Raw genomic sequence first — 11482 nt, forward strand, 5'->3', positions numbered from 1 at the left:
TATAATAAGGTACGACGAAGAAAAACCTAGGGCTGCGCTACCGCAGCCTCGAGCGCCTCTACCCCCCCTACAATGGTGGTTTGGTAGGTTTCGAGCGGCCGGCCGTAGCGCTGTTCGTAAGTGGCGCCCACCTCCCGGATGAAATTTTCGACTTGATCGGGCGCTACCAGATTGATGGTGCAGCCGCCAAAGCCACCGCCCATCATGCGCGCGCCGTACACGCCGGGCACTTGGCGAGCGGCCTCTACCAGCACATCCAGCTCTTCGCAGCTTACCTCGTAATCGTCGCGCAGGCCGGCGTGCGAGGCATACATTTCCTGCCCGAAAGCCCCTAGGTCGTGGGCTGCCAAGTGGCGGCAGGCAGCCTCCACGCGCTGATTTTCTTGCACCACGTAGGCGCAGCGGCGGTACACCACGGGGCCCAGCTCGTCGCGGTGGGCGGCCAGGTGGTCGAGGGTGGCATCGCGTAGGCTTTGCACCTCGGGGTAGTATTGGCGCAGTACCGATACGCCCCGCTCGCACTCCTTCCGGCGGGTGTTGTACTCGGAGCTAGCCAAGCTGTGCTTTACGCCGGAGTTGCAGAGCACAATGCGGCAGGCCTGCGTATCGAAAGGAAAGTAAGCGTATTCGAGCGAGCGGCAATCGAGGCGCACCACGTGCTCCGGCTTGCCGAACAGGCTCGCGAACTGATCCATGAGCCCGCATTGCACCAAGGCGTACTCGTGCTCGGCTTTTTGGGCGATGTGCGCCAACTCCATCTTATCGATGTCGGCGCTTAGCAGCCGGTTGAGCGCAAACGCCAAGCCGCACTCCACCGCCGCCGACGACGACATACCCGCTCCGATAGGAATATCGCCGCCGAATACGCAATCGAAGCCGGTAAGCGTCAGCCCGCGCTTTTGCAACTGCGCCACCACGCCCAGCAGGTAGTTGGCCCAAGGGGTATCGGTGCGGTGTACTTGGTCGAGCGCGATGGTAAAGCAGTCGTTCAGATCGTGGGCTACCAACCGGATTTCGGCGGTGCTGCTCAGCCCCACGGCATAGTAAATGGCTTTGTCAACGGCGGCGGGCAGCACAAAGCCATTGTTGTAATCGGTGTGTTCGCCGATGAGGTTGACACGACCAGGGGCGCGCACCAGCAGCGGAGCAGCGTAGCCGAAGTGGCGTTGAAAGGCGGAAGCAACGGTTTGGGCAAGCATAGCAACGGGGATATGGTTACCGGCAGCAGCCGGCCTAGAACTACGAAGAATTGGCCGATGTGGCCGAACCCACCCCTGCCAGCCCCAGTGGCCGAGCGCCTAGGTGGCCGCCCGCTTCCCGGAAAACGGCAGCTATGCAGCGCCGCATTGGTGGGTCAGCGAAGCGGCACAAACACATTTTCGGCAAAAAGTTGAAAGCATAGTGGTTCGGCAATGAACCGTTATTTAACTTCGAAAAGTTGAAAACGCCGAACGCTTGGATTAGCCATTACGTTCGGCGTTTTCATTGCTACCCAAGCACATTTCGGGCTTTGCCAGCACCGAAATGAATGAACAAAACTTCTTGTTTAAATACCAAAATTTTGCTGATTGTGGCTCGCGTTTTGCCCTTGTTGCGCCGGTGTGGTTGGCTTTGCACGTCAGGCAGCAGGATGAAGCGGCTTGTCGGGTTGGCCTGATTTCTTCCCTTTAAACTTCTCCTGCTTTGTCTTTCGAATTGGAACCCGGGGCCTACACCCCGACGCCGGACGCCGATTTGCTCGTTGACCGCCCGGAAGTATTGTATGCTGGCGCCGATGCTCCGGCTCCTGTAGCCCCTGCGCTGGTTGGCTACGACCGCCTCGTGCTGCCCGGCGATTTTCCGGACCCCACGATTACCAAAATCGGCGACACCTATTGGGCCAGCGCCACCTCGGCTGAGTGGGGCGCCGTGTTCCCGTTGTTTAAGTCCGACGACCTAGTGCACTGGGAGTTGGTAAGCCACGTGTTTCCGCACCGGTTGCCGGCGTGGTGCGATTCGCAGTTTTGGGCACCCGAGCTGTTTTACGAAGGCGGTAAGGTGTACATGTATTACACGGCCCGTAAAAAAGGCGGCGTGTTGTGCGTGGCCGTGGCCAGCGCCGACCGCCCCGAGGGGCCTTACACCGACCACGGCCCGCTGGTAGGCGAAGCCGCCGGCTCGATCGACGGATTTCCGGTGCGCGACGAGAACGGCGTGCTGCACCTAATCTGGAAGAACGACGGCAATAGCATCGGCAAACCCACGCCCATTTGGGCGCAGCGCATCGACGAGGCAACGATGAAGCTGGTGGGCAAGCGCAAGGAGCTGTTTCGCAACGACACACCTTGGGAAGGCAACCTGGTAGAAGGCTCCGCCCTTGTGCGCCACAACGGCTACTTCTACATGTTTTACGCCGGCAATGCCTGCTGCGGCAAGTATTGCACCTACGCCGAGGGCGTGGCCCGCTCGCGCAACTTGCTCGGCCCGTGGGAAAAGTACGACCGCAACCCCATCTTGACCGATAACGAGGTATGGAAGTGCCCCGGCCATGGCACCGTAACCGAGAAAGACGGCCGCTGGTTTTTGCTGCACCACGCTTACCACGTAAACAGCCACGAGTTTGTGGGCCGCCAGGGCTTGCTGAGCGAGTTTACCTGGAACGAGCAGGGCTGGCCTGAGTTCGTAAACAGCAGCCCGCAAGCCGCTCCGCTGGCTGATGTAACGCTGCTGAACGTAACCGACAACTTTGCGGGCGAGGCGCTGGGCCTTACTTGGCAGTGGCCCGCAACGCAGCCGCCCCACCTCGAGGTGGCCGACGGCCATCTGCACCTAGGGGCCAGCCCGGCGCGCCTAGGCGCCATTGTGGCGCAGCGCACCTACTCCGCTACGTACACCGCTAGCGTGCAGGTTGATACAACCGGCTTGGGCGAGGGCACGTTTGCCGGCCTGGGCGCCGTGGGCGACCCGTACAACGCCTTGGCCCTAGTGGCCGGCGACAACATGCTGCAGCTTTGGCACGTGAAGATGGGCAAGAAACAGCGCCTCACCGAAGTGCTGCTAGAACCTTGCAGCACCCTAGGTTTGCGCCTCGAGTGCTGGGGCGGCAGCCGCTACCGCTTTGCTTACAGCCTCGACGGTGGCCTGAATTGGGAGCCCATCCGCACCGATGGTTTCGCCATCAACGGCACTTACCTTCCGCCCTGGGACCGTGGCGTGCGCGTGGGCCTCATTGCCCAAGGCGAAGAAAACCAAACAGCCACGTTTTCGGAGTTTCGGTTGCGCAACCAGCGTTAATACTACTTATTTCGAGTTTTTGACCGAGCCCCGGCTGCCTGTGCAGCCGGGGCTCGGTGTTTTTGGCGTCACCGGAGCACGCAAATGCCCGTACATAGCGGCTCGGTCTTTTTGCATCGGATATGGCACAACCATCTATCACGGCTACTCCGTTTGGCGAGCTGCCCAACGGCCAAACCGCCCAGCTATTTACGCTCACCAACGGCTCCGGCCTAGAGGTGCGCATTACCAACTACGGCGGCATCGTTACACACTTTTTCGCGGCGGATCGGCAAGGCCAACCCGGCGACATTGTATTGGGTTTCGACAGCTTAGCGGGCTACCTCACCGATGCGTACACCGCCGCCAACCCCTACTTCGGCGGGCTGATCGGCCGTTTCGGCAACCGCATCAAGGAGGGCCGCTTCGCGCTCAACGGGCAACCATTTACCCTAGCCACCAACAACGGCCCCAACCACCTGCACGGCGGCCAGCACGGTTTTAACCAGCAGCTTTGGCATGCCGAGATGCTCGTGGACCTAGGACCGGCGTTGCGCCTTACGTACCTGAGTCCCGATGGCGAAGAGGGCTACCCCGGCAACCTCGCCGTAACGGTGCTCTACCGCCTTACCGCCGATAACGCCCTGCGCATTGAGTACACCGCCACTACCGACCGCGCCACCCCCCTTAACTTAACCAACCACAGCTACTTTAACCTAGGGGCCGGCACCACGCCCGATATTTTGGGCCACGAGCTCACGCTGCACGCCGACCGCTACACCGTAGTCGACGACACCTTAATCCCAACCGGCGAGCTGCGCCCCGTAGCCGGCACGCCCTTCGATTTTGGGCAAACACACACCATCGGCGAGCGTATTGGGCAAGTACCCGGCGGCTACGACCACAACTGGGTGCTGCGCGGCGAAGGTTTTCGGTTGGTGGCCGAAGCGCACGAGCCGGCCACGGGCCGTACGTTGCAGGTACTCACCGACCAACCCGGTATACAGTTTTATGCTGGCAACTTTTTGGCCGGTACGCTTACGGGCAAGCAGGGCCGCGCTTACCCCAAGCACGGCGGCTTTTGCCTCGAAACCCAGCACTTCCCCGATTCGCCCAACCAGCCCGCTTTCCCTAATACAGTGTTGCAGCCAGGCGAGGTGTTCCGGTCGGTAACAGAGTACCGCTGCGGCGTACGCTGAGGCAAAATCCGTATTCGACGCTCGGCAAAATCGGTATTTGTTGAGCAGCCCTGTGGCAAAGCCCGCCGTTAAAGAACGTGGCAGGCTGCTCATCAAATGCGGCAACTAGCATGCGCTTTCTATTTGGAGGATGCATGTAACGATGAGCGGCTTGCCTCTTTTTGTGCCCATACCTAGGGCTCCGCTTGTGCTGCCTAGGTGCTTGGCGCTGCGTGCCGCCCACCGATGCTCTGTGCCGCTTCTCTCCGCCGCTGCTTCCGAATAACCATTTAATAACACGCCCTATTTGGGGCGCTGTTCGTAGTGAACTAGCAGAAACGCTCTGCTCCGACGTATGCCTCGTACTATTATTGTCTCTAACCGGCTTCCTACCAAAGTAAAACGCGTCGACGACGGCCTCTCCTTTTCGCCCAGCGAAGGCGGGCTGGCCACCGGCCTGGGTTCGGTATACCAGCAAGACGACAACGTATGGGTTGGCTGGCCCGGCCTGTACCTCGACAGCGAGGACGAAGAACATCACGTAACCGAGCAGCTACGCGCCGACAGCATGGCGCCGGTATTTCTGACCGAAGACGAAATCCGGGACTACTACGAGGGCTTCAGCAATGAAACCCTGTGGCCCACTTTTCACTACTTCGCGCAGTACGCTGTGTTCGAGCCCGCGTATTGGCAGGCTTACGAGGCCGTGAACCGCAAGTTTTGCGAAGCCGTGGTAGCCCAAGCCGGCCCCGACGACACCATCTGGATTCAGGATTACCAGCTGCTGCTGCTGCCGGGCATGTTGCGCCAGGTGCTGCCGCACGCTACCATCGGTTTTTTCCTGCACATTCCGTTTCCGTCGTACGAGCTGTTTCGGGCGGTGCCGTGGCGGCGGCAATTGCTCGAGGGCATGCTCGGGGCCGACCTCATCGGCTTTCATACCTACGGCTACATGCGCCATTTCCTGAGCTCGGTGGAGCGCCTGCTGGGCTGCCCCAACCAAAACGGCTTGGTGGAGTCGGGCAACCGCACCGTGATGGTGGACGCCTTCCCGATGGGCATCGATTACGACAAGTACGCCGAGGTGGCTGCTTCGGCCGAGGCGCAGGCCCTGGAAGCCGAATACCGCCAAGCGCTGGCCGATCAGCAGGTAGTAATCAGCATCGACCGCCTCGATTACACCAAAGGCATTGCCCAACGGCTGCGGGCTTTTGAGCTGCTGCTACAGCGCCACCCCGAGCTGCACAACAAGGTGACGCTGCTGATGCTAGTGGTGCCCTCGCGCGACCAAGTGCAACAGTACAAGCAACTGAAAGAGGAAATCGACGAGTTGGTAGGGCGCATCAACGGCGATTATCGCACCATCAGCTGGTCGCCCATTCAGTACTTCTACCGCTCGTACCCGCTCGAGGAGCTAAGTGCTTTATACCGCGTGGCCGACGTGGCGCTGGTATCGCCGATGCGCGACGGCATGAACCTGGTGGCCAAGGAGTTTGTGGCCAGCCGCCTCGATCAGCGCGGCGTGCTGATACTGAGTGAGCGGGCCGGTGCCGCGCGCGAGCTTTCCGATGCGCTCATTATCAACCCCACCGACATGGCGCAGGTGGCCGACGCCATGTACCAGGCCCTGACCATGCCCCTGGAGGAACAACAGCAGCGCATGGCCAGCCTGCAGGCCATTGTGCGGCGCTACAACGTGCACGCGTGGGTGGAGCTGTTCATGAACCGCTTGGCGTACAGCAAGATCAAGCAGAAGATCATGGACACGGATACGCTGGACGAGCCCGCGCAACTGCTGATGACGCAGGAGTTCAGACAGGCCCAAAACCGCCTGCTGCTGCTTGACTACGACGGCACACTAATGCCTTTTCAGACCAACCCCCAGCAGGTACGCCCCGATGCCGAGCTGCGCCGCTTGCTACAGGCCCTTACCGCCGACGAACGCAACCGCGTGGTCATTATTTCGGGCCGCGATAGGGCCACGCTCTCCGAATGGCTCGGCGATTTGCCGCTCGATTTCATTACCGAGCACGGTGTGTGGTTGAAAGAGCGCGAAGGGGACTGGCACATGATTCAGCCCCTGCGCAACGATTGGAAACGCGACATCCGGCCCATTCTGGAGCTGCACGTAAGCCGCACGGCCGGGGCGTTTGTCGAGGAAAAGGAATTTTCGCTGGTGTGGCATTACCGCCGCGTCGATCCGGACCTAGGCGGCATGCGTGCCCGCGAGCTAGCCGCTCACCTCAACTTCATTGGCAGCGGCAGCGGCTTGCACATTTTGGAGGGCAACAAGGTGGTTGAAATCCGAAACGCCGGCATCGATAAGGGCGTGGCCGCTGCCTACTGGGTGCGGCAGTTTGCGCCCGATTTTATTCTGGCTATGGGCGACGACCGCACCGACGAAGATACCTTCCGGGCTATGCCGCCCGAGGCGTACACCGTAAAGGTAGGTGCCCGCCCTAGGTCGCTGGCCCGCTACCACATCGAGGGGCCCGAGCACGTACGCCAAGTACTTTCGGACTTGCTTGGGTAAGCTCAAGCAGCAGCGCCGTTCCCCAAGCTGTCATTAGAAGGAGGTACGCCATTCCGCGCGTCAATCGGTTCTGAGCAGGGCATGACCCTTCGCTCAGCATTAAGCAAAAACGTGCTTGCGCACAAAACCGCACCGCCCGAACCCTGGCAGCAGGGTTCGGGCGGTGCGGTTTTCGGTTGGTGCCAGCTGAAAGGTTGTATCCTGCTTAGGACCGATTGCTTCGCTTGGCTCGCAATGACAGCGGCTCGGAACGGCGGCACTGCTTTACAGGAAGTTGGGCATGTCGAGCTTTTTAGAAATGCGGTAGGCGGCGTTTACCAAGCCCACGTGGCTGTAGGCCTGCGGAAAGTTGCCCCACTGCGAACCGGTGCGGGCGTCCACGTCCTCCGATAGCAGCCCTAGGTGGTTGGTGTAGCCGAGCAGCTTCTCGAACTCGCGTACGGCGTCGTCGAGGCGGCCGACGCAGGCCAGCGCTTCGATGTACCAAAAGGAGCAGATGAGGAAGGTCGTTTCGGGCGTGCCAAAGTCATCGGCGTGGCGGTAGCGGTAGAACAAGCCCTCGGGGGTTTTCAACTCGGCTTCGAGCGCTGCCAGGTGCGTACGCGCTACCTCCGAATCGGGCCGCAGGTAGCCCATCATAATGAGCTGCATGGTGCTGGCATCGAGGTGCAGCGAGCCGATGGCGTTGGTGTATACCTGCCGCGCGGGGCTGAAGCAGGCCTCAATTTTCTGCCCGGCTTGGTGCATCAGGCGCTCGGCCAAGCCAGCCATATCGGCGTTGCCTAGGTTGTTGGCCACCTTGTGGGCGGCATGCGCACCAGCCCAGTGAAAGAGGTAGGTATAGCAGTGAAACTGCGCTAGGTTGCGGAACTCCCACAGGCCGGCGTCGGGCTGCTCCATGGTGCGCTCAATAAACGACAGGGCATCGTACATGAGTTTTTCGGAGTGCACCCGCTCTTTGGTAACAAAGCGCTGATCGACGTAAAGCGGCAGCAGCGCCACCAACACCTGCCCGTACACATCGTTTTGGATGTGCGTGTAGGCATCGTTGCCGATGCGCACCGGCTGGTTGCCCAGGTAGCCGGCCAGGTGCGAAAGCTCCTGCTCGATAAGCTCGGAGTTGCCGCTGATGGAGTACAGCGGCTGGTATTTGTCGCGCACCTTCGTGGAGATGTTGGCGATGAAGTGGAAGTACTGCTCCATCTCCTCGAAGTGGCCAATGTTGTTGAAGGCCGTGAGGATGTAGTAGGTGTCGCGCATCCAGCAGTAGCGATAGTCCCAGTTGCGCGTGGAGCCCGGCGCCTCGGGCAGCGAGGTAGTGGTAGCCGCGATGATGGCGCCCGTGTCTTCGTACTGGTGCAGCTTCAGCACCAAGCCCGAGCGGATTACCTGCGGTTGGTAAAAGTTGCTGATGCTGGTGCTTTTTACCCACTGGCGCCAGTACTGCGTGGTTTCGCGCAAAAACCGCTCGCAGGTGCTTTCGAGCGCGGCCTCGAGGGGCGCGCCGTAGGTGAGAACCAAATACTTGGTTTCGGTGAGGGCGAAATCTTCCTCATCCAAAATGTAGCTCAACGGCACGTTAGAGGTCAGGCGCACCTCCTCGGATAAGCCCATAAAGCTGATGTGGTTGGAGGAGCGGCGCGGGCTGAGCACCTGCCGGCCGTAGTCGCCCACGGGGCGGCAAACGGCCCGTACCCGGGGGGTGCCGGCCAAAGGTTCGAGCTTCCGAATCAGCATCAGCGGCTTGTAGTAACGCTCGTACTGCTGAAACCGGGGGGCAAAATCGGTAACGCGGTAGCGCCCCTGCGCCGACTCTACCTCGGTACACAAAATATTGGTGTTGTCGAGGTAGTACTGGTGCGTGCGAAATTCGCCTTCGGCGGGCCGCAGCGTAAACTCGCCGCCCTGCTGCCGATCGAGCAGGCTGCCGAATACAAAGCCGCTGTCGAAGCGGGGCCAGCACAGCCACTGCAGGCTGGTATCCTGATGAATAAGCGCCAAGTAGGCGCAGTTGCCGATTACGCCTAGGTCGTAAGTGTGTCGGTTGCTCATGGGCCGGTGCAGCACCCGCTTTTGCCGGGTGCATGGCCTGAGTGTACCCCGTGCGGCCCGCCCAGGTTGCCTTGCCCGCGCAACTATAGGCTCAACACTTAGCTTGCCATGCCCAGCAGCAGGCCTACGCCCAGTACCACAGTAGCCAACCAGAACAAGCGCGTGGCCCACTGCTGCTGCCGCTGCAGCATAGCGTAGCGGGCCGAGCAGGCGGGCTCTTGGAGCGCACGCGGCTGCAAGGTTTCTTTGAGCAGTAGCCATACGGCGGCTACCACTTGCACAAACACAGCGCCGGATACTAGTACTTTCGAGGAAGACAGAAGCGGTGAGTTCATAGCTGCAGAAGGGTTGGCTGGCAAGGCTGCTGGGGCCTAGGTGGTGGTGCTGGGTAGCGGCACTGCCAAGCCGAACGGTGAGGGGTGTAGAACGATTTCGTTGCAAATCTGCACACGACCGGGGTGTTTCTGCTTTCGCGAAACGGAGTTTCACTTTCGCCAAACGGAATTATGTGTGAAGTGCAGGCTCTACGTTTTGCGCTATTCATTCTTGGTATCCCACTGCCGCTGCTTACTTTGTAGTACCAAGCGACTTATGGAGACCTTTTTCGAGTTCCGCACGGCCGAGCTCACCGACAATTGCCAAACCGAGCTTCAGCAGCACGCCAATGTGGTGCAGGCCGATACGCTGTGGCGCAATCCCGCGGGTAGTACCGCCAAATTCACCGATTATTTTCTCGATGGGTTTCAGCTTACCAGCATGAGCGGCAAGCTGCTGCAGCCGCTGAAGGCCGAGCTAGAGGTAAACAACCCGTGGGTGGGCATGCTGTTTCAGTTCGACGGCGACACGCACTCGCGCAGCTGCGCCAGCCGCCCCATGACCCTGGGTGCCAGCCGCCAAAACGTGGTGGGCGACGAAACCACCCGCAACCACTACACCTTTCAAGGCGAGCAGAGCGGGCGCGACTTTCACATGTTTTCGGTGCACCTCACGCCCGAGTTCTTCCGCAACCTCGTTACGAGCAACGCCGAGTGGCTGCGCATGCACGAGCGGCGCCTGGGCCGTGCCGAACCTTTTGTGCTGATACCCGATGGCGTGGCCGTAACGCCCATGATGCGCGCCATCATTCAGCAAATTGCCGAGTGCCCCTACTCGGGCGCCCTCAAAAAGATGTTTCTGGAAGCGCGCTTTCTGGACTTGTTTGTGGAGCAGCACGAGCAAATGGCGCGCAGCCTCTACCGCCTCTCCACCACCGAGCGCGACTTGTTCTACGCCATTCGCGACTTCCTGGACGCGCACTACGCCAACCCGCCCAGCCTGCTGGAGCTGGCCCGGCAGTTCGGCACCAACGATTTCAAGCTGAAAAAGGGCTTCAAAGACCTGTTCGGCACCACCGTGTTCGGCTACGTGGCCGAGCGCCGCCTCGCCGTAGCGCACCAGCTGATTACCCACACCGAGCAACCGCTGCAAGAGGTAGCCGAGTCGGTGGGTTTTACCAACCCCGCGCACTTTGCTACCGCTTTCAAGCGCAAGTTTGGCATGGCGCCCTCGCAAATGCGCCGCTCGCGCTACACCGTACCCGATACCGGTGCCTGGATGCAGTTGGCCTAGCCAGCACCTAGGGCAGGGCCCCTCCTAGTTTCGAGCCTATAAGCACCTAGGCCCCGCAGTACGCAATACTGCGGGGCCTAGGTGCTTATGGTCAAATCAACATCAAGGAGCCAGGCACACTTGCTGCCATCCCATGGGCGCGCGCTCGAAGCGCAAGCGGCTGGGCAAGTCGCCGGGGTTGCCGGCCCAAAACTCGATCATGGTGGGGTGCACGGCGTAGCCGCCCCACTGCGGCGGGCGCGGCACGGCTTTTTGGCTAGCAAAGCGCTCGGTAGCCTCGTGCAGGCGTTCGGCCAACTCCTCGGGGCCGCTGAGTACTTGGCTTTGCGGCGAGGCCCACACGCCAAGCTGGTTGGCCCTAGGTCGTTTGCTGAAAGCGAGCGTGGCGTCGTCGGGTGGCAGCGGGTGCACCACGCCCTCCACGCGCACTTGCCTATCGAGCCCCGACCAGTAAAAGGTAAGCGCCGCGTGGGGGTTGGCTTCGAGCTCTTGGGCCTTGGGGCTGGTGAGGCTGGTAAAAAACCGGAAACCGGTTTTGTCGGTGGGCACGCCGTGCAAGTACACCACGCGGGCCGTGGGGTGGCCATCGGGCCGCACTGTGGCCAAGGTCATCGGTACGGGGCCATCGAGCGGGGCTTCGTCGAGCCAATGCTGAAAAAGGTGCAGGGCATTGGTTTCGGCGAGCAGCGCGGCCCAGCCAGCCGATACGGCCGGCGCAAAGGTTGTTTCCATAGCAATAGGTAGGGCAGTGAGGGCGGAGTACCGGCCGCGCAAGCAGCCGATGGCACAAACGTAAATTATTACTGCTCACAACCAAGCATTTATCACATCAATATGTGAAGCTCAGCTGTGGCAACTA

The 11482-nt window shown here is 60.7% G+C and carries 9 protein-coding genes; 5 read left to right on the plus strand and 4 right to left on the minus strand.

What is annotated here, in order from left to right:
• Nucleotides 1–26 precede the first annotated feature (26 nt).
• Nucleotides 27–1199 carry a galactokinase gene (gene galK / locus D3Y59_RS12635; protein ID WP_119445375.1) on the minus strand — a complete coding sequence of 391 codons (1173 nt, stop codon included), beginning with the start codon at nt 1197–1199 and terminating at the stop codon, nt 27–29.
• A 325-nt stretch (nt 1200–1524) separates the two neighbouring features.
• On the opposite strand from galK, the gene D3Y59_RS12640 reads away from it, so the two are divergent.
• The 4 genes from D3Y59_RS12640 to D3Y59_RS12655 all read left to right on the plus strand — a co-directional run bounded on the left by D3Y59_RS12640 (nt 1525) and on the right by D3Y59_RS12655 (nt 6963).
• On the plus strand, nt 1525–1671 hold the full coding sequence (locus D3Y59_RS12640) for a hypothetical protein (protein ID WP_162910755.1): 147 nt from the start codon (nt 1525–1527) through the stop codon (nt 1669–1671).
• A 12-nt stretch (nt 1672–1683) separates the two neighbouring features.
• Nucleotides 1684–3273: a family 43 glycosylhydrolase gene (locus tag D3Y59_RS12645; RefSeq protein WP_240410358.1), complete on the plus strand. Its 1590-nt coding sequence runs from the start codon at nt 1684–1686 to the stop codon at nt 3271–3273.
• Between the two features lie 122 nt (nt 3274–3395).
• On the plus strand, nt 3396–4451 hold the full coding sequence (locus D3Y59_RS12650; RefSeq protein WP_119445377.1) for an aldose epimerase family protein: 1056 nt from the start codon (nt 3396–3398) through the stop codon (nt 4449–4451).
• Between the two features lie 334 nt (nt 4452–4785).
• Nucleotides 4786–6963, plus strand: a complete 2178-nt coding sequence (locus D3Y59_RS12655; protein ID WP_119445378.1) for a bifunctional alpha,alpha-trehalose-phosphate synthase (UDP-forming)/trehalose-phosphatase — start codon at nt 4786–4788, stop codon at nt 6961–6963.
• A 264-nt stretch (nt 6964–7227) separates the two neighbouring features.
• Here the strand turns inward: D3Y59_RS12655 and D3Y59_RS12660 are convergent, their stop codons facing one another.
• Both D3Y59_RS12660 and D3Y59_RS12665 read right to left on the minus strand, forming a co-directional pair.
• The gene (locus D3Y59_RS12660) at nt 7228–9015 is read right to left on the minus strand and encodes a glycoside hydrolase family 15 protein (RefSeq protein ID WP_119445379.1); all 1788 of its coding nucleotides are present in this window, start codon (nt 9013–9015) and stop codon (nt 7228–7230) included.
• A 98-nt stretch (nt 9016–9113) separates the two neighbouring features.
• Nucleotides 9114–9350, minus strand: a complete 237-nt coding sequence (locus tag D3Y59_RS12665; RefSeq protein WP_162910756.1) for a hypothetical protein — start codon at nt 9348–9350, stop codon at nt 9114–9116.
• A 256-nt stretch (nt 9351–9606) separates the two neighbouring features.
• On the opposite strand from D3Y59_RS12665, the gene D3Y59_RS12670 reads away from it, so the two are divergent.
• Nucleotides 9607–10623, plus strand: a complete 1017-nt coding sequence (locus D3Y59_RS12670) for a helix-turn-helix transcriptional regulator (RefSeq protein WP_119445381.1) — start codon at nt 9607–9609, stop codon at nt 10621–10623.
• A gap of 102 nt (nt 10624–10725) precedes the next feature.
• Here the strand turns inward: D3Y59_RS12670 and pdxH are convergent, their stop codons facing one another.
• Nucleotides 10726–11355 (minus strand): pyridoxamine 5'-phosphate oxidase, encoded by a 630-nt coding sequence (pdxH, locus tag D3Y59_RS12675; RefSeq protein ID WP_119445382.1) that lies wholly within the window; start codon nt 11353–11355, stop codon nt 10726–10728.
• Nucleotides 11356–11482 lie beyond the last annotated feature (127 nt).

The sequence above is a fragment of the Hymenobacter oligotrophus genome, assembly GCF_003574965.1.
Lineage (GTDB): Bacteria > Bacteroidota > Bacteroidia > Cytophagales > Hymenobacteraceae > Solirubrum > Solirubrum oligotrophum.

What these genes read in the sequence shown, in the direction of transcription:
- D3Y59_RS12665 (WP_162910756.1), bottom strand. Translation starts at nt 9,350, where the DNA reads ATGAACTCACCGCTTCTGTCTTCCTCGAAAGTACTAGTATCCGGCGCT.
- D3Y59_RS12640 (WP_162910755.1), top strand. Translation starts at nt 1,525, where the DNA reads ATGAATGAACAAAACTTCTTGTTTAAATACCAAAATTTTGCTGATTGT.
- D3Y59_RS12660 (WP_119445379.1), bottom strand. Translation starts at nt 9,015, where the DNA reads ATGAGCAACCGACACACTTACGACCTAGGCGTAATCGGCAACTGCGCC.
- D3Y59_RS12650 (WP_119445377.1), top strand. Translation starts at nt 3,396, where the DNA reads ATGGCACAACCATCTATCACGGCTACTCCGTTTGGCGAGCTGCCCAAC.
- pdxH (WP_119445382.1), bottom strand. Translation starts at nt 11,355, where the DNA reads ATGGAAACAACCTTTGCGCCGGCCGTATCGGCTGGCTGGGCCGCGCTG.
- D3Y59_RS12655 (WP_119445378.1), top strand. Translation starts at nt 4,786, where the DNA reads ATGCCTCGTACTATTATTGTCTCTAACCGGCTTCCTACCAAAGTAAAA.
- galK (WP_119445375.1), bottom strand. Translation starts at nt 1,199, where the DNA reads ATGCTTGCCCAAACCGTTGCTTCCGCCTTTCAACGCCACTTCGGCTAC.
- D3Y59_RS12670 (WP_119445381.1), top strand. Translation starts at nt 9,607, where the DNA reads ATGGAGACCTTTTTCGAGTTCCGCACGGCCGAGCTCACCGACAATTGC.